This window comes from Arenimonas composti TR7-09 = DSM 18010 (genome assembly GCF_000426365.1).
Classification (GTDB): domain Bacteria; phylum Pseudomonadota; class Gammaproteobacteria; order Xanthomonadales; family Xanthomonadaceae; genus Arenimonas; species Arenimonas composti.
The window spans coordinates 69,318-91,713 of the sequence record NZ_AUFF01000003.1; the positions used below are offsets into that span (position 1 = coordinate 69,318).

At 68.8% G+C, this 22,396-nt stretch carries 20 protein-coding genes and 3 tRNA genes; 6 read left to right on the forward strand and 17 right to left on the reverse strand.

Going from position 1 to position 22,396, the window contains the following annotated elements:
- The first annotated feature begins 24 nt into the window (after positions 1–24).
- Complete coding sequence (locus K311_RS15915) at positions 25–2,049, forward strand: AsmA family protein (RefSeq protein ID WP_051239716.1); 2,025 nt, start codon at positions 25–27, stop codon at positions 2,047–2,049.
- A gap of 81 nt (positions 2,050–2,130) precedes the next feature.
- Here the strand turns inward: K311_RS15915 and K311_RS0107150 are convergent.
- From K311_RS0107150 to thrS, 9 genes are all read right to left on the reverse strand, one after another.
- Positions 2,131–2,207, reverse strand: a tRNA-Pro gene (locus K311_RS0107150).
- Between the two features lie 153 nt (positions 2,208–2,360).
- Entirely contained in the window at positions 2,361–2,717 is a 357-nt protein-coding gene (locus tag K311_RS0107155; RefSeq protein ID WP_026816733.1) for a MerR family transcriptional regulator, read from the reverse strand.
- Positions 2,698–2,997 carry an integration host factor subunit alpha gene (locus K311_RS0107160; RefSeq protein ID WP_026816734.1) on the reverse strand — a complete coding sequence of 100 codons (300 nt, stop codon included), beginning with the start codon at positions 2,995–2,997 and terminating at the stop codon, positions 2,698–2,700. The genes K311_RS0107155 and K311_RS0107160 overlap by 20 nt, the downstream gene beginning before the upstream one ends.
- Before the next feature lie 34 nt (positions 2,998–3,031).
- Positions 3,032–5,401: a phenylalanine--tRNA ligase subunit beta gene (gene pheT / locus K311_RS0107165; RefSeq protein ID WP_026816735.1), complete on the reverse strand. Its 2,370-nt coding sequence runs from the start codon at positions 5,399–5,401 to the stop codon at positions 3,032–3,034.
- Between the two features lie 79 nt (positions 5,402–5,480).
- Positions 5,481–6,491 carry a phenylalanine--tRNA ligase subunit alpha gene (gene pheS, locus K311_RS0107170; protein WP_026816736.1) on the reverse strand — a complete coding sequence of 337 codons (1,011 nt, stop codon included), beginning with the start codon at positions 6,489–6,491 and terminating at the stop codon, positions 5,481–5,483.
- A 126-nt stretch (positions 6,492–6,617) separates the two neighbouring features.
- On the reverse strand, positions 6,618–6,977 hold the full coding sequence (gene rplT, locus K311_RS0107175; protein WP_026816737.1) for a 50S ribosomal protein L20: 360 nt from the start codon (positions 6,975–6,977) through the stop codon (positions 6,618–6,620).
- A gap of 11 nt (positions 6,978–6,988) precedes the next feature.
- On the reverse strand, positions 6,989–7,192 hold the full coding sequence (gene rpmI, locus K311_RS0107180; protein ID WP_026816738.1) for a 50S ribosomal protein L35: 204 nt from the start codon (positions 7,190–7,192) through the stop codon (positions 6,989–6,991).
- A 384-nt stretch (positions 7,193–7,576) separates the two neighbouring features.
- Positions 7,577–8,101, reverse strand: a complete 525-nt coding sequence (gene infC / locus K311_RS0107185) for a translation initiation factor IF-3 (RefSeq protein WP_169515867.1) — start codon at positions 8,099–8,101, stop codon at positions 7,577–7,579.
- A 43-nt stretch (positions 8,102–8,144) separates the two neighbouring features.
- On the reverse strand, positions 8,145–10,052 hold the full coding sequence (gene thrS / locus K311_RS0107190; protein WP_026816740.1) for a threonine--tRNA ligase: 1,908 nt from the start codon (positions 10,050–10,052) through the stop codon (positions 8,145–8,147).
- A gap of 228 nt (positions 10,053–10,280) precedes the next feature.
- Here thrS and K311_RS0107195 point away from each other — a divergent pair, with 228 nt between their 5' ends.
- From K311_RS0107195 to K311_RS0107205, 3 genes are read left to right on the forward strand one after another with little or no spacing between them, the layout of a single operon-like run.
- Positions 10,281–11,216, forward strand: coding sequence for an aminotransferase class IV (locus tag K311_RS0107195; protein WP_043797114.1), 936 nt, complete (start codon positions 10,281–10,283; stop codon positions 11,214–11,216).
- The gene (locus tag K311_RS15920) at positions 11,213–11,962 is read left to right on the forward strand and encodes a sulfotransferase-like domain-containing protein (RefSeq protein ID WP_043797082.1); all 750 of its coding nucleotides are present in this window, start codon (positions 11,213–11,215) and stop codon (positions 11,960–11,962) included. The genes K311_RS0107195 and K311_RS15920 overlap by 4 nt, the downstream gene beginning before the upstream one ends.
- Complete coding sequence (locus K311_RS0107205; protein WP_026816742.1) at positions 11,959–12,405, forward strand: hypothetical protein; 447 nt, start codon at positions 11,959–11,961, stop codon at positions 12,403–12,405. The genes K311_RS15920 and K311_RS0107205 overlap by 4 nt, the downstream gene beginning before the upstream one ends.
- A 70-nt stretch (positions 12,406–12,475) precedes the next feature.
- On the opposite strand, the gene K311_RS0107210 is transcribed toward K311_RS0107205, so the two are convergent.
- Together K311_RS0107210 and uvrB are read right to left on the reverse strand one after the other, a co-directional pair.
- A tRNA-Val gene (locus K311_RS0107210) sits at positions 12,476–12,550 on the reverse strand.
- Positions 12,551–12,620: 70 nt separating this feature from the next.
- The gene (gene uvrB, locus K311_RS0107215; RefSeq protein WP_026816743.1) at positions 12,621–14,639 is read right to left on the reverse strand and encodes an excinuclease ABC subunit UvrB; all 2,019 of its coding nucleotides are present in this window, start codon (positions 14,637–14,639) and stop codon (positions 12,621–12,623) included.
- Between the two features lie 134 nt (positions 14,640–14,773).
- On the opposite strand from uvrB, the gene K311_RS0107220 reads away from it, so the two are divergent.
- On the forward strand, positions 14,774–15,301 hold the full coding sequence (locus K311_RS0107220; protein ID WP_026816744.1) for a GspH/FimT family pseudopilin: 528 nt from the start codon (positions 14,774–14,776) through the stop codon (positions 15,299–15,301).
- A gap of 42 nt (positions 15,302–15,343) precedes the next feature.
- A tRNA-Asn gene (locus K311_RS0107225) sits at positions 15,344–15,420 on the forward strand.
- Positions 15,421–15,477: 57 nt separating this feature from the next.
- Here K311_RS0107225 and K311_RS0107230 read toward each other — a convergent pair.
- The 6 genes from K311_RS0107230 to K311_RS0107255 are packed head-to-tail and all read right to left on the reverse strand — an operon-like array spanning position 15,478 to position 22,280.
- The gene (locus K311_RS0107230; RefSeq protein ID WP_043797083.1) at positions 15,478–15,873 is read right to left on the reverse strand and encodes a type IV pilin protein; all 396 of its coding nucleotides are present in this window, start codon (positions 15,871–15,873) and stop codon (positions 15,478–15,480) included.
- Positions 15,874–15,898: 25 nt separating this feature from the next.
- Positions 15,899–19,660 (reverse strand): PilC/PilY family type IV pilus protein, encoded by a 3,762-nt coding sequence (locus tag K311_RS17615; protein ID WP_051239718.1) that lies wholly within the window; start codon positions 19,658–19,660, stop codon positions 15,899–15,901.
- A 17-nt stretch (positions 19,661–19,677) separates the two neighbouring features.
- Entirely contained in the window at positions 19,678–20,235 is a 558-nt protein-coding gene (locus K311_RS0107240; RefSeq protein WP_026816747.1) for a pilus assembly PilX family protein, read from the reverse strand.
- Positions 20,232–21,209: a PilW family protein gene (locus tag K311_RS0107245; protein WP_081683339.1), complete on the reverse strand. Its 978-nt coding sequence runs from the start codon at positions 21,207–21,209 to the stop codon at positions 20,232–20,234. Before K311_RS0107245 ends, K311_RS0107240 begins: the two co-directional genes overlap by 4 nt.
- On the reverse strand, positions 21,206–21,658 hold the full coding sequence (gene pilV, locus K311_RS0107250) for a type IV pilus modification protein PilV (RefSeq protein WP_026816749.1): 453 nt from the start codon (positions 21,656–21,658) through the stop codon (positions 21,206–21,208). The genes K311_RS0107245 and pilV overlap by 4 nt, the downstream gene beginning before the upstream one ends.
- A gap of 10 nt (positions 21,659–21,668) precedes the next feature.
- Positions 21,669–22,280: a GspH/FimT family pseudopilin gene (locus K311_RS0107255; protein ID WP_026816750.1), complete on the reverse strand. Its 612-nt coding sequence runs from the start codon at positions 22,278–22,280 to the stop codon at positions 21,669–21,671.
- Positions 22,281–22,396 lie beyond the last annotated feature (116 nt).

Genomic DNA, 22,396 nt, shown 5'->3' on the forward strand with positions numbered 1-22,396 from the left:
CGCGCCGCCACCGACAGTGGCGGCATGGCTGCCGGTGATCACGACGAAGTGAAGGGGGCGCCGCGTTCGCGGCGAAGCGTGGTGCTGCGCGTCGCGGCGGTCGTCGCGCTCGCGTTGGTCGTGCTGCTCCTGCTGTGGGACTGGAACTGGTTCAAGGGGCCGATCGAGCGGCGGATACAGGCGGCGACCGGGCGCGAATTCAGCATCGCCGGTGACCTCGACGTCGAGCTGCATCTGTTCCGGCCGACCGTCGTCGCCGACGGCGTGCGCCTCGGCAATGCGGCGTGGTCGGAAGAGACGGAGATGTTCGCCGCCGAGCGCGTACGCCTGCAGTGGGCGGTGTGGCGGATGCTGCGCGGCGAGGTGCTGCTGCCGCGCATCGAACTGCAGGCACCGCGCCTGCTGCTCGAGCGCGGCGAGGACGGGCTCGGCAACTGGCGCTTCCGCGACGAGCCGCGCGAAACCGCGGCCGAGTGGCCGCGGATCGGCGAGCTGGTCGTGCATGACGGCCGGTTCCGCTTCGTCGAGCACGGCTATGACACCGACTTCGACGTCGCGGTGAACAGCGGCGAGGTCGACGGCTCCGGCCGCGCGCCGCTGCTCGTCGACGGCGACGGCCGCTATCGCGCCGGCGAGTTCGAACTGGAAGGCCGGGTGGATTCGCCGCTCGAGCTGCTGCCGGTCGGCGACGCCCCGGTCGCCGACGCTGGAGACGAGGTCGCGGTCGCGGCCGACGCCTACCGGGTGGACCTGCGCGCCCGCGCCGGCACCACCCGCGCACGTGCCTTCGGTGGCCTGGCACCGCCGATCCGCCTCGACGATTTCGACGTCGGTTTCGAGATCTCCGGCGCCGACATGGCGCATCTGTACGACCTGTTCGGACTGGCGATCCCGAAGACGCCGCCCTACCGCCTCGAGGGCCGGCTCGGCCGCGTCGGCAGTGTCTGGCACTACAACGGTTTCAGCGGCGTGGTCGGCGATTCCGATCTCGCCGGCGACGCGACGATCGACCCGTCGGGCGAACGCACGAAGTTGACCGCCGAGCTGCGTTCGCAGCGCCTCGATTTCGACGACCTCGCCGGTTTCATCGGCGGCACCCCCCGCGCCGGCGAAGGCGAGGCGCCCGCGCCGGCCGTGCCCGCTGACCCGGCGCGGGTGTTCCCGACGCGCGACTACGAGCTGTCGAAGCTGCGCGCGATGGATGCCGACGTACGTCTGGTCGCGGCGCGGGTGAACTCGCCGAAGCTGCCGCTGGACGACATGGACGCGCACCTGGTGCTGGTCGACGGCGACCTGCGCCTGGATCCGCTCGACTTCGGGATCGCCGACGGCCGCATCACCAGCACGCTCCACCTCGATGCACGGCAGACGCCGCTGGCCGGCGAGGCCGATGTGCATGTGCGCCGCCTCGAACTGAGCCAGCTCGCCCCCGAGGGCGCGCCGGAGAGCGCCGGCCGCATCGGTGGGCGCATCCAGCTCGCCGGCCGCGGCAACTCGGTCGCGGCGCTGCTGGCCAACGCGAACGGCGAAGCGCAGATCGGCATGGGCGAAGGCCGGATCAGCAACCTGCTGCTGGAACTGGCCGGGATCGACATCTACGAGGCGCTGAAATTCATGATCGGCAAGGATCGAGTGATTCCGATCCGCTGCGCCTACGCCGATCTCGCGGTCGCGGACGGCATCGCGACGTCGCGCCAGTTCGCGTTCGACACCACCGACACGGTGCTGTTCGTCGAAGGCGCCGTCGACCTCGGCGACGAACGCTTCGACCTGCGCCTGGCGCCGCGGCCGAAGGACCCGAGCCCGCTGAGCCTGCGCTCGCCGCTGCGCCTGACCGGCAACCTGAAGTCGCCGAAGATCCGCCCCGAAGCCGGCCCGCTGCTGCTGCGCGGCGCGATCGCCGCTGCCTTGTACGCGGTCGCGCCACCGGCGGCGATCCTGGCGCTGATCGAGACCGGCCCGGGCGAGGACACCGGCTGCGGCGCCGACAACCCGCGGATCCGGGCGGAGACCGATGCGGTCGAGAACGCCGGACCAGCAAGCGAGTAACCCCCATCCTGTAGGAGCGGCTTCAGCCGCGATCCCACTGCCCGCGCAAAGAAAAAGCCCGCTTTCGCGGGCTGATTCGGATGGTCGGGACGGCGGGATTCGAACCCACGACCCTCTGCCCCCCAGGCAGATGCGCTACCAGGCTGCGCTACGCCCCGACACGGGCCGGCGATTATACCCATCAATCCACACGTAGGAGCGCCTTCAGGCGCGATGCCTTTGATTCATCGCGGCTGAAGCCGCTCCTGCAGGCTGCTGCTTCATCGCGGCTGAAGCCGCTCCTACAGGGCGTTTCGTCAAGGAGTGGCGGGTCAGCGCTTCAGGAGCTGCAGCACTTCCTCGAGCTCCATCCGCACCTGGCGCACGACCTGGGCGGTCATCGAGGTCTCGACGCGGGCGGCTTCGCCCTCGAGGCGCTGGCGGGCGCCGGAGATCGTATAGCCCTGTTCGTACAGCAGGCCGCGGATCTGGCGGATCATCAGCACGTCGTGGCGCTGGTAATAGCGGCGGTTGCCGCGGCGCTTGACCGGCTTGAGGCTGGTGAATTCGGTTTCCCAGTAGCGCAGCACGTGCGGCTTGACGTCGCAGAGCTCGCTGACCTCACCGATGGTGAAGTAGCGCTTGGCCGGGATCGGCGGGAGTTCGCGGTTACTGCCCGGATCCAGCATAGGCTTCCACCCGTTCCTTCAGCTTCTGGCCGGGACGGAACGTGACGACGGTGCGGGCGGAGATCGGGATCTCCTCGCCGGTCTTGGGATTGCGGCCGGGCCGCTGGTTCTTGCGGCGCAGGTCGAAGTTGCCGAAGCCGGACAGCTTCACCTGCTGCCCACGCTCGAGCGCCTCGCGCAGCGCGTCGAAGAACGAGTCGACGAATTCCTTGGCCTCGCGCTTGTTCAGACCCACTTCCTCGAACAGCCGCTCGGCCATCTCGGCCTTGGTCAATGCCATTACCTGCCCCTGTCCACGCCGTCGCCGGCGCCCGTCACGACCGCAGTTTCGCGCCGCATTCACGGCCCAGGGCCGCGAGTGCGTCGGCGACCGCCTGGTCACCGTCGCGATCCGTGAGGGTGCGCGAAACGTCTTGGAGAATCAAGCCCATAGCCAGACTCCTTGAGCCGGATTCCAGCCCCGGACCGGTGTAGCGGTCGAACAGCCGGAGCTCGCGCAGCAGCGGCCCGAGGGTGGTCTCGAGGCAGCGGCGGATGGCGGCCCAGGACACCGTTTCCGGCACGACGAGCGCGAGGTCCCGGCGGATGGACGGGAACCGCGACACCCCGCCGGCGCGGGCGACCGCGCGGCCGGCCAGCGGCGCGAGGTCGAGCTCGAAGGCGAGTACCGGATGGTCGAGATCCAGCGCCTTCTGCAGCGCCGGGTGCAGCTGGCCGAGCCAGCCGATCCGCACGCCGTCGCGCCAGACCCCGGCGCTGCGGCCCGGATGCGCGTAGGCCGGGGCCTCGACGCGGAATTCCGCTTCGGCGCCGGCCAGCGCCAGCAGGGCCTCGACCTCGCCCTTCAGGTCGTGGAAGTCGACGTCGCCGGCCTTGCCGTCCCAGTGCTCGCCGGCGCGCGGGCCGCAGGCGACCGCGGCGATCCGGCGGGTCTCCAGCGGCGCTTCGCCGGCGCGGGCATGGAAGACGCGGCCGAGTTCGAACAGGCGCACGCGCTCCTGCTGGCGGGCACGGTTGTGCGCGAGTGCGTCGACCAGGCCGGGCAGCAGCGAGGTGCGCATCACTCCGAGCTCGGCCGACAGCGGATTCGCCAGCGGCACCGCGGCGTCCAGCAACTGCCAGGTCTTCAGGCGCTCGCCGTCGACGAAGGCGTAGCTGACGGCCTCGAGCCAGCCGCGGCCGACCAGCTGGCGGCGCAGCACGGCGTCGGCGACGACGGTTTCGCTGGGCGCGACCAGGCGCACCTCGCCGGCCGGCAGCGTCGTCGGGATCGCGTCGTAGCCGTGGATGCGGGCGATTTCCTCGATCAGGTCCTCTTCGATCGCGATGTCGAAGCGGCGGCTCGGCGGCTGCACCGTCCAGCCATCGACGGTCGCCGTCACGACCATGCCGAGGGCGCGCAGGATGCGCTCGACCTCGGCGTCGGCGACATGGATGCCGAGCACGCGCGCCAGCCGGGCGCGACGCAGGTTCACCGGCGGGCGCTGCGGCAGGTGCTGTTCGAGCACGACCTCGGTCAGCGGGCCGGCCTTGCCGCCCATGATCTCCAGCGCCAGCGCGGTGGCGCGCTCGACCGCGTAACGCGGCAGCTCCGGATCGACGCCGCGCTCGAAGCGGTGGGCGGCATCGGTGTGCATGCCGAGCCTGCGGGCGCGGCCGATGATCGCCGCCGGCGCCCAGTGCGCGGCCTCGAAGAAGACGCGGGTGGTGGTTTCGGTGACGCGGCTGTCCCAGCCGCCCATCAGGCCGGCCAGCGCCGAGGCCTTGCCGGCGTCGGCGACGACCAGGAAGCCCTCGTCGATCGTCACCGTGCGCTCGTCGAGCAGCTTCACCTGCTCGCCGGCGCGGCCGTGGCGGACCTGCAGCGGGCCGGTCAGGCGGTCGGCGTCGAAGGCGTGCAGGGGCTGGCCGAGCTCGAGCATCACGTAGTTGGTGATGTCGACCAGCGGGCGGATCGGGCGCAGGCCGGCGCGGCGCAGGCGCTCGGCCATCCACAGCGGCGTGCGCGCGTCCGGGTCGAGGCCCTCGACGACGCGACCGCAGAAGCGCGGGCAATCGGCGCCGGCCTGCAGTTCGACGTTGATCCGCGCATCGGTGGTGACGGCGGCTTCGGGAATCGGCATCGGTTCGACCGTCGTGCCGAGCGCAGCGGCGACATCGAAGGCGATGCCGCGGACGCTGAAGCAGTCGGCGCGGTTCGGGGTCAGCTTCAACTCGAAGCTGGCGTCCGGCAGGCCGAGATAGTCGGCCAGCGGCGTGCCAACCGGCGCGTCCGCGGGCAACTCGAGCAGGCCGGAGGCATCGGCGTCGATGCCGAGTTCCTTCGCCGAGCAGAGCATGCCGGAGGACTCGACACCGCGCAGTTTCGCGGCCTTGATCTTCATCTCGCCGATCACCGTGCCGATGGTCGCCAGCGGCGCCTTCAGGCCGGCGCGGGCGTTCGGCGCACCGCAGACGATCTGCACGCTGCCGGCGCCGGTGGCGACCTGGCAGACCTGCAGGCGGTCGGCTTCCGGATGCTTCTCGCAGGCCAGGATTTCCGCGACGACGACGCCCTCGAGGGCGCCGCCGATGGCCGTGGTCTCCTCGACCTCGAGGCCGATCGCGGTCAGGGTCGCGGCGAGTTCCTCACGGGAGGCGTCGACGCGGACGTGTTCGCGGAGCCAGCTTTCGGGGAATTTCATTGCATCGGGTCCGGTATTGGGCGCCTTCAGGCGCAGGAGGCATCGCGGCTGAAGCCGCTCCTACAGGGGGCTGAAGGGGTCAGGCGAACTGGCGCAGGAAGCGGGAGTCGTTCTCGAAGAAGCTGCGCAGGTCGTCGACGCCGTAGCGCAGCATCGCGAAACGCTCGACGCCGAGACCGAAGGCGAAGCCGGTGTACTTCTCCGGGTCGATGCCGCAGGCGCGCAGCACGTTCGGATGCACCATGCCGCAGCCGAGCACCTCCAGCCAGCGGGTGCTGCCATCGGCCTGCTGCCAGGCGATGTCCACTTCCGCCGAAGGTTCGGTGAAGGGGAAATAGCTCGGGCGGAAGCGCATCTCGAAATCGCGCTCGAAGAAACCGCGCACGAACTCGGCCAGCGTGCCCTTGAGGTCGGCGAAGCTGGAGGTCTCGTCGACCAGCAGGCCCTCGACCTGGTGGAACATCGGCGTATGGGTCTGGTCGCTGTCGCTGCGGTAGACCTTGCCGGCGGCGATCATGCGCAGCGGCGGACCGCCACGCTCGGCGACGGCCTGGCGCATGAAGCGCACCTGCACGCCCGAGGTGTGCGTGCGCAGCAGGCGGCCATCGGCGAAATAGAAGGTGTCGTGCATCGCCCGCGCCGGGTGGTGCGGCGGGAAGTTCAGCGCCTCGAAGTTGTGCTCGTCGTCCTCGATCTCGGGGCCGTCGGCGAGCTGGTAGCCGAGGCGCGCGAAGATCTCGCTGATGCGCTCGAGCGTGCGCGAGACCGGGTGCAGGTTGCCCGGCAGTTCGCCGCGGCCCGGCAGGGTCACATCGATGGTCTCGGCGGCGATCCTCGCGGCCATCGCCGCTTCTTCCAGCGCCGCCTTGCGCGCGGCCAGGGCGGCGGCGACCTCGTCGCGGGCACGGTTGACCGCCTCGCCGGCGCTGCGGCGCTGCTCCGGCGGCAGGGCGCCGAGCTGCTTGAGCTGGCCGGTGATCGTGCCGGACTTGCCGAGCAGGGCGACGCGCAGGGACTCGAGCGTGTCGAGCGCGGTGGCGGCGGCAATGTCGCCCAGGGCGGTGCGGGTGAGGGTTTCGAGGTCGCTCATGCCATTCGCGCCTGAAGGCGCTCCTACAGGTGAAGGGTCGTCCGGCGCCGGAAAGAGAAAGGGGAAGGACTCTCGCCCTTCCCCTCCCGGAATCACCCCGCGACGGCTGGCCGCCGCGGGTGGGCCTTACGCGGCGAGAGCGCGCTTGGCCTGCTCGGCGATCGCGCCGAACGCGACCGGATCGTGGATCGCGAGGTCCGCGAGCGTCTTGCGGTCCATCGTGACGCCGGCCTTCAGCAGGCCGTTCATGAAGCGGCTGTAGCTCATCCCGTGCGTGCGGGCCGCCGCATTGATGCGAACGATCCACAGCGAACGGAACTGGCGCTTGCGCTGCTTGCGACCGATGTACGCGTACTGCGCGGCCTTGGTGACGGCCTGCTTGGCGACGCGGAAAACCTTGCGACGGGCGTTGTAGTAGCCCTTCGCGAGCTTGATGATCTTCTTGTGACGGCGGCGCGCCGTGACACCACGCTTGACTCGTGCCATGTCTTATCTCCTCAGAGGTACGGCAGCATGCGGTCCAGACGGCCCGCGTCCTCGGCACGAACATGGTTCGTCTGCCGCAGGTTGCGCTTCCGCTTGGTCGCCTTCTTGGTGAGGATGTGGCTACGGTTGGCGTGGCCCGCCTTGTACTTGCCGGAAGCGGTCTTCCGGAAACGCTTGGCGGCCGCCCGGTTGGTCTTGATCTTGATCTTGGCCATGGGTGTCCCTTCGGGTGTTTTTTCGTGACTGACCTGGGCGGTGGCTCGCGCCACACTTTCCATCCTGCCCAAACCGGCTTGTAAGTCGATGATTTCTCGCGAGATCTACGACAGGTCCATGACGGTTTCGCCCGGTGGACCGGGCCCGGAACCGTACCGGGGAACCACCGGAAGCCCGGTGGGCCGCGAATTATGCCAGAGAAGGGCGCCCCTGTGTAGGAGCGCCTTCAGGCGCGATGCCTTCCGTAGGAGCGCCTTCAGGCGCGATCCGCTCATGGACCGGACCCGGGACCGATCGCGACCGCGTCGATCGCGGCTGAAGCCGCTCCTACAGGAGGAGCGGCGGAGGGGGAGCGGCGGGGGGAGCGGCGGGGAGCGGCGGGCTTATTTCCGCTTGGGGGCGACCATCATGATCATCTGCCGGCCCTCGAGGCGCGGCCGCTGTTCGATGACCACGTCCTCGCCGAGGTCGGCCTCGATGCGCTTGGCCATCTCCAGACCCAGCTCCTGGTGCGCCATCTCGCGTCCCTTGAAGCGGATGTTCACCTTCACCTTGTCGCCTTCCTCGAGGAAGCGGCGCAGGTTGCGGAGCTTGATGTTGTAGTCGCCGTCGTCGGTCGTCGGGCGGAACTTCAGTTCCTTGATCTCGACGATCTTCTGCTTCTTCTTGGCGGCGTTCGCCTTCTTCTGGAGGTCGAACTTGTACTTGCCGTAATCCATGATCCGGCAGACCGGCGGATCGGCCGTGGGCTGGATCTCGACCAGATCGACGCCGCTTTCCTCGGCCAGCGCCAGCGCTTCGTCGCGCGACAGCACGCCGACCATTTCGCCGTCGAGACCGATCACCCGCACGCGCGGAACCCGGATCTCCAGGTTCTTGCGGTTGCCCTTGTCAATTGAAGTGTTGATTCGCGTGTTCTCGTTGATGCTTCACTGAAATCCGGCGGCCATCTCAGGCCGTCGGGCCGTTCTCCGCGCGCAGCCGGTCTGCGAAGGCTTCGACCGTAAGCGAGCCCAGGTCCTCTCCCGACCGGGTACGCAACGCGACCTTGCCCTGCTCCTTTTCGCGGTCTCCGACCACCAGCAGGTAGGGGATGCGCTGCAGCGTGTGCTCGCGGATCTTATAGCCGATCTTCTCGTTCCGCAAATCGGACTGGACCCGGAAGCCTTGATTCGCAAGGGTTTTCCGAACTTCATCGGCGTATTCGGCCTGCGCGTCCGTGATGTTCATGACAACCGCCTGGACCGGCGCCAGCCAGGCCGGGAAGGCGCCGGCGTGGTTCTCGATCAGGATGCCGATGAAGCGCTCCATCGAGCCGACGATGGCCCGGTGCAGCATCACCGGGTGCCGGCGCGCCGAATGTTCGTCGATGTATTCGGCGTCCAGGCGCTGCGGCATCATGAAGTCGACCTGCATCGTGCCCAGCTGCCAGGTGCGGCCGATCGCGTCCTTCAGGTGGTACTCGATCTTCGGGCCGTAGAAGGCGCCCTCGCCCGGCAGTTCCTGCCATTCGACCCCGGACACCGCCAGCGCCGAGCGCAGCGCCGCTTCCGCCCGATCCCAGGTGGCGTCGTCGCCGAGCCGGTTCTCCGGGCGCAGGGCGATCTTCACCGCCGGCTCGCCGAAACCGAAGTCGCGGTAGACCTTCAGGGCCTGGGCGTGGAAGGCGCGCACCTCGGCCTCGATCTGCTCTTCCGTGCAGAAGACGTGGCCGTCGTCCTGGGTGAAGCCGCGCACGCGCAGGATGCCGTGCAGCGCGCCCGAAGGCTCGTTGCGGTGACAGGCGCCGAACTCGCCGTAACGGATCGGCAGGTCGCGGTAGCTGTGCAGGCCCTGGTTGAATACCTGGACGTGGCCCGGGCAGTTCATCGGCTTGACCGCGTACTGCCGGTTCTCGGACTCGGAGAAGAACATGTTCTCCTTGTAGTTGTCCCAGTGGCCGGAACGCTTCCAGAGCGTCACGTCGAGGATCTGCGGGCAACGCACTTCCTGGTAGCCGGACTCGCGGTAGACGCGGCGCATGTACTGCTCGACCACCTGCCAGATCGCCCAGCCCTTCGGATGCCAGAACACCAGGCCCGGACCCTCTTCCTGCAGGTGGAACAGGTTCTGCTGCTTGCCGATGCGGCGATGGTCGCGTTTCTCGGCTTCCTCGATGCGCTGGATGTAGGCGTCGAGCTGCTTCTTGTCCGCCCAGGCGGTGCCGTAGATGCGCTGCAGCTGCTCGTTCTTCGAGTCGCCGCGCCAGTAGGCGCCGGAGACGCGCGTCAGCCTGAAGGCCTTCAGGAAGCGGGTGTTCGGCACGTGCGGACCGCGGCACATGTCGACGTATTCCTCGTGCCAGTACAGGCCCATCGCTTTCTCGTCGGGCATGTCCTCGATCAGGCGCAGCTTGTAGTCCTCGCCACGGGCGCGGAAGACCGCGATGACCTCCTCGCGCGGGGTCATCTTCTTGATGACGTCGTAGTCCTTGGCGATCAGCTCGGCCATGCGCTTTTCTATCGCGGCCAGGTCCTCCGGGGTGAAGGGCTTTTCGCTCCAGATGTCGTAGTAGAAACCCTCGGCGATCACCGGACCGATGACCATCTTGGCGTCGGGGAACAGCTGCTTCACCGCATGCCCGACCAGGTGGGCGCAGGAGTGGCGGATGATCTCGACGCCTTCCTCGTCCTTCGGGGTGACGATCTGCAGGCTGGCGTCGTGGTCGATGAGGTCGCAGGCGTCGACCAGGCGGCCGTCGACCTTGCCGGCGACGGTCGCCTTGGCGAGGCCGGCGCCGATCGACTGGGCGACTTCCATCACCGTGACGGGATGGTCGAACTGGCGGTGGCTGCCGTCGGGAAGCGTGATCTGGATCATTTCGGAACTCGGAAAGCGGGCGAAAAAAAAGGACGCCAGGCGTCCTCGATCGGTCGGGCCTGGGCGGGGGTCAGCTGCGGTTCGCGCTAGTGCTCATGTCGCACGCTCGACGCCGGTTCCCCGGGGCCACCTCGTGGTTGTTGACCGCGCCAAGTTAGTGGCGGGCCGGGGCGAAGTCAACGCGGCCCGGCCACGGCTAGACTCGCGGAACCCCGCCCGGAGCGCATGATGGCCACCAGCATCCACGATTTCCACGACGATCCCCGCAATGCCGGCATCCTGATCTGGATCAACGGCGCCCTGAAACCACGGGCCGAGGCCACCGTGTCGGTCTTCGACAGCGGCTTCGTGCTCGGCGACGGGGTCTGGGAGGGGCTGCGGGTCGTCGGTGGCCACCCCGTCTTCCTCGATGCCCACCTGGACCGGCTGTTCGAGGGCGCGAAGGCGATCGCCCTCGACATCGGCCTCGACCGCGCCGGCCTGACCCGGGCGATCTACGACACCCTCGCCGCCAACGGCATGCAGGACGGCGTGCACCTGCGGCTGATGGTCACCCGCGGCGTGAAGCGCACGCCCTACCAGGACCCGCGCGTCTGCATCGGCCCGGCGACGGTGGTGATCATCCCGGAGTTCAAGATCGCCAAGCCGGAGACGGTGAATGCGGGCCTGCGCCTGTTCACCGTGCACGTGCGCCGCGGCTTCCCGGACGTGCAGGATCCCAAGCTCAACAGCCACAGCAAGCTCAACTGCATCACGGCCTGCATCCAGGCCTATACCGCCGGCGCCGACGAGGCGCTGATGCTCGACCCGCACGGCTTCGTCGCGACCTGCAATTCGACCCATTTCTTCATCGTCCGCCGCGGCGAGGTCTGGACCTCGAGCGGCGACTACTGCCTCGGCGGCATCACCCGCGCCAACGTGCTGCGGGTCTGCGCCGAGGCCGGCATCGTCGCCCGCGAGAAGAACTTCAGCCTGACCGAGGTCTACTCGGCGGATGAAGCCTTCTGCACCGGCACCTTCGCCGGCGTGGTGCCGGTGCGCGAGATCGATGGGCGCGCGATCGGCGACGGCGTGCCGGGACCGATGGTGCTGCGCCTGCAGCAGCTCTACCGCGGCCTGGTCGAACGCGACGTCATGTTCCGCGCCGGGGAGCGCCTGGCATGAGCGCGCCGGCGCCGCGGCGGATCGCGATGTGGAGCGGCCCGCGCAACATCTCGACGGCGATGATGCGGGCCTGGGAAAACCGCCCGGACTGCGGTGTGAGCGACGAGCCGCTGTACGCCGCCTACCTGCTCGCGACCGGACTGGATCATCCCGGCCGCGACGAGGTGATCGCCGCCGGCGACACCGATGCGCGCCGGGTGGTGGCCGCGCTGAGCACCGGCCCGGCGCCCGGCGGTGCACCGCTCTGGTACCAGAAGCACATGAGCCATCACCTGCTGGCGGAATTCGACGGCGACTGGGTGCTGGCGCTGGAGAACGTGCTGCTGATCCGCGATCCGGAAGAGGTCGTGGCGTCCTACCTGCGTTCGCGGTCGACGGTCGCCGCCGGCGACATCGGCCTGCTGCAGCAGGCGCGGCTGTTCGAGCGCCTGTGCGACCACCTCGGGGCACCGCCGCCGGTGCTCGACGCCGGCGATTTCCTGCAGGCGCCGGAAGCGCAGCTGCGGGGGCTGTGTGATCGCCTCGCCCTGCCCTTCAGCGCGCGGATGCTGGCCTGGCCGCCGGGCCCGCGCGCGAGCGACGGTGTCTGGGCGCCGCACTGGTACGCCACGGTCTGGCGTTCGACCGGCTTCGAGGCGCCCCGCTCCCGTCGCCGAAGCGCACTCGGCGCCGAAGGGCGGGCCGCCGTGGAGGCCTGTCGGCCGGCCTACGAACGGCTGCGCGAGTTCAGGCTGGTGGCGCCATGAACGCGGCCGCCGAGACGCGGCGCGGCTGGGCGGTCGACCTGGGCCTGGTGCTCCTCCTCGCGCTGGTGACGACGCCGCTCGCAGGCATGGTCGGCGGTTTCGTGATCAGCAGCGCGATGCTGATCTCCGGCATCGGCAGTGCGATGACGGTTCTCTCCTTCACCCTGCTCGGCGCGATCTTCGGCGCCCTGGTCGCCTGGCCAGTCACCCTCGGCGTGCTGCCGGCAGCGGCGCTGCTGCTGGCACGCCTCCCGGTCGGCCCGCGCCTGACCTGGCTGCTGCCGCTGGCCGGCCTGGTCGCCGGTGGCTTGCGCGTGGTCGAGGAACCCGCGGCGTTCGCGGCGGACACCACGTCGGTCACGGTCGTGCTGGCCGGGGCGCTGGCGGGGCTGGTCGCCGGGTTCGTGTTCCAGATCGCGCTGCGGCTGCGCCTGCGGGCATGAAAAAGCCGCCCCGTTTCCGGGGCGGCTTTCCGTGATTCCTTCCTCTCTCCATCCGCCGGCATGCCGGGGATGGTGGGCGGTACAGGGTTCGAACCTGTGACCCCTACCATGTCAAGGTAGTGCTCTACCGCTGAGCTAACCGCCCGCGAGGGGCGCGAAGTATAGCCCGGTCGCGACGGCCGCGACAATCCCGGTGCTGATCTCCCGCGCCCGGCTCAGGAAACCAGGCCGCGTTCGCGCAATCGGTGGATCTCGTCGCGCACCCTCGCGGCCTCCTCGAATTCGAGGTCGCGGGCATGCTGGTGCATCTTCGCCTCGAGCTGCTTGAGCCGGGCCGCGAGCTTCGCCGGATCGAGCGCTTCGTAGTCGACCGTCTCCTCGGCGACGCGACGGCTGCGCCCGCGTCCCCTCGCCTCGTCCGGCTCGGCGCGCGCGCCTTCCATAACGTCCATCACCGCGCGCACGACCGTGGTCGGGGTGATGCCGTGGGCGAGGTTGTACTCGACCTGCCTGGCGCGGCGGCGGTCGGTCTCGTCGATCGCCGCCTGCATCGAGTTGGTGATGCGGTCGGCGTAGAGGATCGCCTTGCCGCGCACGTTGCGGGCGGCGCGACCGATCGTCTGGATCAGCGAGCCGGTGCTGCGCAGGAACCCTTCCTTGTCGGCGTCGAGGATCGCCACCAGCGACACCTCGGGCATGTCCAGGCCCTCGCGCAGCAGGTTGATGCCGACCAGCACGTCGAACACGCCGAGGCGCAGGTCGCGGATGATCTCGACGCGCTCGACGGTGTCGACGTCGCTGTGCAGGTAGCGCACCTTGACGTCGTGTTCGGCGAGGTAGTCGGTGAGGTTTTCGGCCATGCGCTTGGTCAGCGTCGTGACCAGCACGCGGTCGCCGATCTTCACCCGCTCGTTGATCTCCGACAGCAGGTCGTCGACCTGGGTCGCGACCGGGCGGATCTCGACGGGCGGGTCGATCAGGCCGGTCGGGCGGACGACCAGTTCGACGACCTGCTCGCCGGCTTTCTCGAGCTCGTAACTGCCCGGCGTCGCCGACACGAAGATCGTGCGCGGCGAGCGGCGCTCCCACTCCTCGAATTTCAGCGGCCGGTTGTCCAGCGCCGACGGCAGCCGGAAACCGAACTCGACCAGGGTTTCCTTGCGCGAACGGTCACCCTTGAACATCGCGCCGACCTGCGGAACGGTCACGTGCGATTCGTCGACCACCAGCAGCGCGTCCGGCGGCAGGTAGTCGAACAGGCAGGGCGGCGGCTCGCCGGGCATCATCCCGGTCAGGTGGCGGCTGTAGTTCTCGATGCCGGAACAGAAACCGACCTCGGCCATCATCTCGATGTCGTACATCGTCCGCTGCTGCAGGCGCTGCGCCTCCACCAGCTTGTTGGCGGCGTAGAGCTGCTCCATCCGCTCCTTGAACTCGACCTTGATCGTCTCGATCGCGTCGAGCACCGTGCGGCGCGTGGTCACGTAGTGCGACTTCGGATACAGCGTGTAGCGCGCCAGCTTGCGCACGACGTGGCCGGTCAGCGGGTCGAACAGCGAGATGTTCTCGATCTCGCCGTCGAACAGCTCGATGCGCAGCGCCTCGATCTCCGATTCCGCCGGATGCACGTCGACGACCTCGCCGCGCACGCGGAACGCGCCGCGCACCAGCTCGGTCTCGTTGCGGGTGTACTGCATCTCGGTGAGGCGGCGGATCAGCTCGCGCTGGTCGATGCGGTCGCCGCGTACCAGGTGCAGCACCATCCGGAAGTATTCGTTGGGGTCACCGAGACCGTAGATCGCCGACACCGACGCCACCACGATCGCGTCCCGCCGCTCCAGCAGCGCCTTCGTCGCCGAGAGCCGCATCTGCTCGATGTGCTCGTTGATGTTGCTGTCCTTCTCGATGAAGGTGTCGGTCGACGGGATGTAGGCCTCGGGCTGGTAGTAGTCGTAATAGCTGACGAAGTATTCGACGGCGTTGTGCGGGAAGAACGACTTGAACTCGCCGTACAGCTGCGCGGCCAGGGTCTTGTTCGGCGCCATGATCAGCGTCGGCTTCTGCACGCGCTCGATGACATTGGCGACCGTGAAGGTCTTGCCCGAACCGGTGACACCGAGCACGGTCTGGTGCGCCAGCCCGGCCTCGAAGCCGGCGACGAGGCGCTCGATGGCCTGCGGCTGGTCGCCGGCGGGCTGGTAGGGGGCGACGAGCTGGAAGCGTTCTTCTGACATGGCGTCCGCCTGGAATCGTCCCCGATTATAGGAGCGGGCCCTGGATGCGCCGCGCGAACGTCGGACCGTGCCGGCGGAGTTCCGCGGACGCCGCCCGATCGCCGCACGCGGATCCTGCATGTGGAGGTGCCCACATGCGCGACGACGACGGCTTCACGCTTCCCGAACTGATGGTCACCGTGGCGGTGCTCGGCACCCTGCTCGCGGTGGCGCTGCCCGCCGCGGACGAGCTGTTCGAGGCGAACGCCGCGCGCGGCGCGGTCAGTGACCTGACGATCTCGCTCGCGCTGGCACGCAGCGAAGCGGTCCGCCGCGGCGTTCCGGTGACCGTCTGCCCGAGCCGCGACGGCATGCGCTGCAACGACGACGCGATCTGGGACCAGGGCTGGATCACCTTCGTCGATGCCGCGAAGAGCGGCCAGCCCGCCGACCCCGCGTCGATCATCCGGCAGGCCGTCCCCTCGCCCCGCGTGCGGGTCATGGCGACCGCCGGGCGGCAGCGCGTGCGCTTCCGCGGCGACGGGTTCTCGCCAGGCAGCAACGTGACCCTGGCGGTCTGCAGCCGGCGCCGCGAAGGCCTGTACGCCCGCGTGATCGTCAACAACGGCGGGCGCCCACGCAGCGAGTTCGCGGCCTCGCCGACCCCCTGCCCCGGCACGTGAGGGCTTGACCTCTCACCATCGGCGGTTAGAATGCCGGTCCCCGCCCGAATAGCTCAGCCGGTTAGAGCACTTGACTGTTAATCAGGGGGTCGTTGGTTCGAGTCCAACTTCGGGCGCCAGATGCGAGAAGGGCCTGCGGAAACGCAGGCCCTTTTCTTTTCAGCCCCGCTGCAGCGTCACCAGCATTCGGCGACGCCACCGGCGCCCGTCGCGCTCTTCGCGCCGGTCTGGGTCATGCCCAGCGTGCCGCAACGGGTGTCCTTCGAGGCCTGCACGCCGACCGGGGTCGCGGTCAGCGAATAGGCGGTCGCCGTCGGCGTCCCGGCGATCGCGATCGTGTAGAACGGCGACAGGTCCGTCCGGCACTGCAGGGCCGGCGCGGCGGCGCCGACGTAGGTCAGGTTCGTCGTGTAGTAGCGCTCCATGAACTGCGCCAGCTCGACCAGGCAGGCGGTCGCCGTCCTGCGCCGGGTCTCGATGACATTGCGCTGGTAGCTGGTGAACGCGATCCCCGAGAGGATCGAGATCACCAGCACGACCACCATCATTTCCACGAGCGTGAAACCGCGCATCGCTTTCTTTCGCTGATGACTCACGTCAGTCTCCCGTCAGTTCACGCCAGGACTTGCGGCTGTAGATCTGCGACAGGTCCGCCGCGGCACCGCCGCGTGCGCCACCGGTGCCGCCGACTTCGTAACGGCCGATCGTCGAGCCACTTCCGGCCGGCGGCACGATGACACCGCTACCGGTCGGCATGCCGTCGACGAAGCTCACCGAACCCACCGGCACCGTCTGGCCATTGTCCAGGGTGATGACATCGTCGGTGAACACACCATCGCCGTCGAGATCGAAGAACGCACCCGGCGGCGAGGCACCGGTGAATGCGTCGAGTACGTTCACGAAGCCGGTGCCGCCGGCATCGCAGTCGCTCGAGGTCGGGACGATGCTCGGGACGATCACGCGCGAACCCACCACGGCGGTGTCGGCGATGATGCGCTCGCCCTGGGCAGTACCCGGCACCGGCGGACGCAGCAGGTCGATGTACCAGCCCCGCTTGGTCGTATCGAGCGAGGTCGGCTGCTCGAAGGCACGCACCGGTCGGCCATTGAGGGTGCCCGAGGCGATGATCGTGCGGCGCTGCAGCTGCGCGCGGCCGGTGATCGGGTCACCGTCGATCAGGCCGTACCAGGTATGCACCGACAGGTTCGGATTGTTGTTCGCATCCTTGATGTCGTCGGTGTTCAGGAAGCGGCCGGTACCGAAGTAGACCCAGGTGTTGTAGGTCAGCGGATCGATCGCGATCGCCGGGGCGCCGGAGATCGGCTGGCGGTTGCCCGAGCCGTCGACCGCCGTGAACAGGATCGTGCGGTTGGTCGCGTTGGTCCAGTTGCTCGGGTTGTTGCTCGAGACGTCGAACTTCCAGACGTTGCCGCGCAGGTCACCGGCGTAGATCAGGTCGACCGTGCCGTTGCCGTCGTAGTCGTAGCCACGCAGGCCCGAGAGACCGTTCGGCGCGGTGGCGCCGCCCCAGCCCGTGCCGGTGCCGGTGTCGATCTCGGCGATCACGTTGCCGTTGGTCGGGTTCAGCACATACAGCACCGCGGTGTCGGCCGGGCTGTTCGGACCGTTCGGCACCAGCACCGCGACGTCGCCGTTGTTCATACGGGCGAACACCGGCGTGTTCAGGACCATGCCCATCTTGGCGTGCGCGGTGGTCTTGAAGTCCCAGAGCACATTGCCCGTTCCCATGGACCCCGGGTTCGTCACGTTGAGTCCGTACACGCCGCGGCCGCCGCGGCCGAGGGCGCCGACGAGGTAGCTGACGTTCGGGGTCAGGCTGCGCGGGGAAATCGCGATCGGACCGTCGACGAAGTAGCGGTGGGCGTAATCCGGCTCCACCAGGCTCTCGAGGCCGACCAGGTCGATGTTGCCCGGGATGTAGGCGAAGCGCTCCACGCCGGTCGCGCCGTTGAAGGCGTGCAGCATGCCGTCGTTGGCGCCGACGTAGACCGTATTGGTCGCCGGATCGAACGCGGGCGAGCTGTTGATGATGTCGCCGAGCGCGTGCATGCGGTCGCGGAAGGTGCCGCCGTGCGAGGCTTCGAGGGAGCGGTCACCACGGATGTAGTTGGTGACGCCTGCCTTCGGCGAGTTCAGTGCGGCCGCCTGCGCCGTCGTCGGGAAGGTCGCGCCGCCGGTGCCGTTCCACGTCAGGATGTTGCGCGAGCCCGGCGCGGGAATGTTCGCCGAGGCCGACCAGACCGGGGTATTGCCGCTGCCGCTCACCGCCAGGCTGTAGGCGAACAGGTCACCGGACCAGCGTCCGCTGATGAAGCGGCCCTGGAACAGCATCGCATCCGACGTCAGCGAGGTGCTGTTGGCGGAGACGTTCGAGCCCGAAGCCGTGCGCTCGACCACCGAGGCCAGGGCCGAGCGGATCGCCGCGACGAAGGCCTGCGGGTCGGTGGCGGCGGCGAAGGAGCCGCGGCTGTTGACGGCGGCGTGCCAGAGGTCGTCGATCTTGTCCGGGTCGGTGTCGTTGGCCGTGGACACCGCGCCCCAGGTCTTCGTGCCGGCGGTCAGCGCCGGCAGGTCGGTGTCCGGATCGAGGTTGCCCTTCAGGCCCAGCGAGATGCCGAACGTGACCATGTGCTGCCAGAAGGCCGGGTTGTTGCTGGACGTCGGCACGATGTTGTCCAGGTTCGTGCGCAGGTCGGTCTTCCAGTAGTGCATCGCGACGTCGGCGAGCGTGCCCTCGGCCGAAGCCGAGTACGGACGCACGGGCGTGTATTGGTACGTCTGGCCGTTCGGGCCAGAGATCAACGCGCCGTTGTCCTCGTCGCCGCTGAGGCCGGTGTAAGTGCTGTTGGACTCGTCGTTGTTACCGTTCCAGTAACCGTCGGTGGTCAGGATCGCGAAGTTCTGCCGGCAGGCGAGCTGGGCAGCGCCGGTACCGCCGTAGGGGCCGGTGGCCGTGGCGTCCCGGTAGTACTCGCCGACACGGCGCAGCGCGCGGCGCAGCGGCGTGTAGCCCGAGGCCGTGACCGAGAAGAAGTCGTCGAAAAAGGCCGAGCGGTTCGTCGACGCCGCCTCGTTGCGGAACAGGCCGCCGTCGGAGGACACCGGGATCGGCCTGCGCACCGTGGAGCTGGTGCCGAGGATGTCGAAACCGACGCGGTACTCCTCACCCAGTTCCGAGAACGCGTAGCTCACGCCCGCCTTCGCCGCCTTCATGCGGGTGCGGTGGAAGGAATACCAGGTGGCGAAGTTCTGGCGCTCGGCGGCTTCCGAACGGCCGGTCGGTGTGGCGTAGGTGCAGTTGCGCCAGCCCCAGCCCGAGGTACTGGTGTCGCAGCCCAGGCCGTCCGGCCCGTTGTTGTCCGTGACCAGTTCGACGTAGAGGCGGACGTTGGTGAAGTTGGCGCCGCTCGTGTTCGCGGCGGCCACGCCGATCCAGTAGGTTCCCGCCGATGGATTGTTGATCGTGCAGGTGTCGTTGCTGCCGCTGCTGGTGACGTTGCAGACATTGCTGCCCGTGGACGACCGGTTCGGCGCCGCGCCGATCCGGGCATAGAGGTTCGCGTTGCCGCTGGACCCCGTGATCCTGATGACCAGCCGGGCGCCGGGATTCGCGGCCAGCGTCGCGGCGCTCAGCGTGTACTGGAAGGACGAGTTGGGCGTGTTGCCGGTGCCGCCCGACGTCGCATTGGTCAGGTTGCTCGGATTGACCCAGTAGTTGCGGTTGGCCGACATTGGCCCCCAGTTGTTCAACTGGTTCGCTTCGGTGGCGTACTGCAGGCGTTCGGCACGCACGACCCTGCCCGACGTCAGGATCTGGTAGCGGTAGTACTGCAGCAGGTCCGCCAGGTTGGTGTTCGTCGGCTTGGGCGCATAGAACGTCTGGACACTGCCCTGCAGGTTGATCGTGCTGCCGCTCGCAAGCTCGCGACTGCTGTACGCAGCGGTGTAAGGCGTGTCGGCGAGCGTCGTGCCGTAGTCGCGCTTCCAGGGCTCGTAGTCGATGTTCGGGTCGTAATAGAGCCGGTTGACGGTATAGACCCAGGGCACGAAGAACGTGGCGCCGGCCTGCGGCGGGCTGTCGTTGGCGCCGAGGTTGCTCTGGGTCAGGCCACCACCGGAAATGGTGAACGACGTATCGACCAGGTCCGTCTGCTGCATCGAGCCCGACGTATCCAGGATGAACATGATGTTCGGCGGCACGTTGCCACCGGTCACCAGCGGATTGTTCGGGATCTCGATCGCCGCGTTGACCGGCGCCGCGAGCAGGCTGGCCAGCAGGCCGGCGAGGACCGCGCGACCGGCGCGGCCGGAACGATGCTTGAAGGAAGAAGTGCTCATGGGGGACTCCGGTCAGCTCAGGGCGCGCTGACGGTGGATTGGAGAAGGACTTCCGCCCGTCCTGGGGCATTCGTGCGCACGGTCACGCGGAAACGCTGCGACAGGCACAGTGCGTCGACCGGGGTGACGGCGCCGCATTTGAACCAGTTCTCGCCCATGCCCAGCGGCTCGATGATGAACTGCGTGGGCGTGGCGATCGCCGGACCGGCACCGGTACCGTCGTTGTCGACGGTGGTGTCGACGGTCGCGTTGCGCCAGCCGGTCGCCGGCATCAGCCAGTACTCGACGTCGGTGTCGGCGAGGTTGGTCCGCTGTGGGCACAGGCCGTTGGTGCAGTTGCCCGAACCCGGGAACGTCGGCGCGGTGAAGATCAGCGCCTCGGCCTCGCGCAGCGCGGCTTCGGCGGACTGGAAGGCGAGGCTGCGGTCGTACAGGCCGGCGGCCATGCGTTCTTCCATCTGCGTGCCGCGCATCACCGCGAGGCCGACGAGGGTCATCACGAGGAGAAGCAGCAGCACCACCAGCAGCGCGATGCCGCGCTGCCGGGAGACGCGTTGGTAACGGCTCTCGGTCATAGCGTCCGGTTCCTGAGCACGATCGTGTGGTGGAGGCGACGGAGGATCTGCTGCCCGTCTGTGCCGACCCGGCCTTCGCTCTCGAAGGTCAGCTGCACGCGCACGGCCTGCACTTCACCCCAGCGGGTCGCGGCGACGGTATCGGTGTAGTTCGTCGTGTTCGGCAGCAGGAACTGCAGCTGCATGTCGCGCACGCCCTCGACGACTTCCTCGACGACTTCGCCCGCCGGGGAACCGCCGCGCAGCGAGCGCCGGAACAGCGAGTTGCCGCCACGGCCGTTGGGGGCCACGTACCAGCGCGCGGCCGACAGGCGCGACAGCACCGCGTTGTCGTTGAAGACGAAGGCGGTCGGGGTGCCGGCACCGATCGCGATGCCCAGGTTGGCGTTGGTGTTGCCCGGGTTGCCGGAGGCCGAATGCGAGATCACCGCGCCGGTCACCGTGGCCTGGAAGATCGCCGCGAGGCGGTTGTCGCAGACCATCACCAGGTCGCCGGTCGAGATGCCGTGCGTCGAGCTGTTGACGCGGATGTTCGGCGGCGAGTGGTCGGTGACCAGGGCCGACGGCGCGGTCGCCGCCATCACTTCGAGCATGTCGCTGCCGGCCACCGTCGTGACGCCCGAGGGAGCGCTGTTGTTGTAGCCGATGAAGCCGCGGCTGATCGAGGCGCGGTCCCAGTTGGCCCACCAGCGCGCGGCGGTGTTGTAGCCGTTGACGCGGTTGGTGACCTCGATGGTGTTCGAGCACGGGTTGCCGGCCGCCTGGCGCAGGTCCCTCGCCATGATCTCGAAGGCGATGCGCGCGTTCTCCTGCATCCGCGACAGGTTCTGCGTCGCCTCCTGGGTGCGGTTGTTCGACAGGAAGGCACCGATCGCGGCCGCCGAAACGAGCAGGCCGAGGAGCAGCGCGACCATCAGTTCGATGAGGGTCACGCCCCGCTGGTGGCGAAGGTTCTGGAAGGATCGACGGCTCATATGCGGCTCCGGACCCTGAGCTGCTGGGCGGCGATGCCGCCGGTGGCGCGCTGGTCGTTCCACTGCACGATCACCTCGCAGACGTTGGAGGCGCACTGCACGCTGCCGCAGGCCGAGGCGCCGACCGTGGCCTGCAGCGAGGTCATCCAGGCATTGAGGTCGCGCGAGGCCAGCGAGGTGCCGGCGGTGGGGACCGTGCAGGTCAAGGTCATGTTGTAGCTGTTGGCGCGCGCCGCGAGCATGTTCGCGCGCATCGCGTCCATGATGCCGTAGGCGAGCACGACGGCCTGGCTGCGTTCCAGCGAGCCCTGGCTGTTGCGCAGCGACGTGGCCTGCATCGCCGCGACGCCGAGCATGCCGATCGCCAGCACCAGGACCGCGATGAGGACCTCGAGGAGGGACACGCCGGCCTGGTTCCGGTGGCGTGGCCGCGGAGCGGACTTGTGCATGTTCACCTCGTCAGACATTGGCCGGCGCGGCGCAGGCGCCGGCAGCGATCGTGGCCGCGGTCGCCGCGACGGCGATCCGGCTGCCGTTGGTGATGACCACATCGCGGGCGTTCATGTCGGGCACGTTCGCCGGGATGCAGACGCGGACCCGTGCCTGCAGCAGGGTGCCGTCGGCTGCGCGGGCCAGCCCGTCGGGACGGAAAACGATCCGGTTGGACGCGCTCGAGATCGCCGGGCTGGGGGTGATCGCGGCGGGGCCGGCGACGCTGCCGGTGCGCAGGATCTGTTCGCCGGCATCGATCACGCCGTCGCGGTCGTTGTCGACGAAGGCGACCCAGCCGACCCAGTTGCCGGCCGAGATGTCGCAGGCCGGGGTCGCCGAATCGGGGGTCGTGGTACGGCAGACGACCACCCGGCGACCCAGACGCACCGACTCCATGCGTGCGACCTGCAGGGTCGCCAGGAATTCGTTCGCGGGTCCGTTGATGCGGCCGGTATTGATCACGTAGCGATAGCTGCCGGTGGCGATGGCCATCACGACACCGAGGATGACGACGACGATCATCACCTCGGTCAGGCTGAAGCCCGACTGGTGGTGCCGCCGCGGAGGATGTCCGGTCATGGTCCTGTCCCAGATTCGGTGCGGCTAACTTAGGCCCGCCCGGCAGGCGGCGCCAGCACCTGGCCGACGGGCGGCGACGATGGGCGCCCAAACGGCCCACGGCCGGTATCATCCGG

Bases quoted from the DNA above. Each gene is read 5' to 3' on its own strand.
- K311_RS15915 (WP_051239716.1), top strand. From the start codon at position 25: ATGGCTGCCGGTGATCACGACGAAGTGAAGGGGGCGCCGCGTTCGCGG.
- K311_RS0107155 (WP_026816733.1), bottom strand. From the start codon at position 2,717: ATGCTGGATCCGGGCAGTAACCGCGAACTCCCGCCGATCCCGGCCAAG.
- K311_RS0107160 (WP_026816734.1), bottom strand. From the start codon at position 2,997: ATGGCATTGACCAAGGCCGAGATGGCCGAGCGGCTGTTCGAGGAAGTG.
- pheT (WP_026816735.1), bottom strand. From the start codon at position 5,401: ATGAAATTCCCCGAAAGCTGGCTCCGCGAACACGTCCGCGTCGACGCC.
- pheS (WP_026816736.1), bottom strand. From the start codon at position 6,491: ATGAGCGACCTCGAAACCCTCACCCGCACCGCCCTGGGCGACATTGCC.
- rplT (WP_026816737.1), bottom strand. From the start codon at position 6,977: ATGGCACGAGTCAAGCGTGGTGTCACGGCGCGCCGCCGTCACAAGAAG.
- rpmI (WP_026816738.1), bottom strand. From the start codon at position 7,192: ATGGCCAAGATCAAGATCAAGACCAACCGGGCGGCCGCCAAGCGTTTC.
- thrS (WP_026816740.1), bottom strand. From the start codon at position 10,052: ATGATCCAGATCACGCTTCCCGACGGCAGCCACCGCCAGTTCGACCAT.
- K311_RS0107195 (WP_043797114.1), top strand. From the start codon at position 10,281: ATGGCCACCAGCATCCACGATTTCCACGACGATCCCCGCAATGCCGGC.
- K311_RS15920 (WP_043797082.1), top strand. From the start codon at position 11,213: ATGAGCGCGCCGGCGCCGCGGCGGATCGCGATGTGGAGCGGCCCGCGC.
- K311_RS0107205 (WP_026816742.1), top strand. From the start codon at position 11,959: ATGAACGCGGCCGCCGAGACGCGGCGCGGCTGGGCGGTCGACCTGGGC.
- uvrB (WP_026816743.1), bottom strand. From the start codon at position 14,639: ATGTCAGAAGAACGCTTCCAGCTCGTCGCCCCCTACCAGCCCGCCGGC.
- K311_RS0107220 (WP_026816744.1), top strand. From the start codon at position 14,774: ATGCGCGACGACGACGGCTTCACGCTTCCCGAACTGATGGTCACCGTG.
- K311_RS0107230 (WP_043797083.1), bottom strand. From the start codon at position 15,873: ATGCGCGGTTTCACGCTCGTGGAAATGATGGTGGTCGTGCTGGTGATC.
- K311_RS17615 (WP_051239718.1), bottom strand. From the start codon at position 19,660: ATGAGCACTTCTTCCTTCAAGCATCGTTCCGGCCGCGCCGGTCGCGCG.
- K311_RS0107240 (WP_026816747.1), bottom strand. From the start codon at position 20,235: ATGACCGAGAGCCGTTACCAACGCGTCTCCCGGCAGCGCGGCATCGCG.
- K311_RS0107245 (WP_081683339.1), bottom strand. From the start codon at position 21,209: ATGAGCCGTCGATCCTTCCAGAACCTTCGCCACCAGCGGGGCGTGACC.
- pilV (WP_026816749.1), bottom strand. From the start codon at position 21,658: ATGCACAAGTCCGCTCCGCGGCCACGCCACCGGAACCAGGCCGGCGTG.
- K311_RS0107255 (WP_026816750.1), bottom strand. From the start codon at position 22,280: ATGACCGGACATCCTCCGCGGCGGCACCACCAGTCGGGCTTCAGCCTG.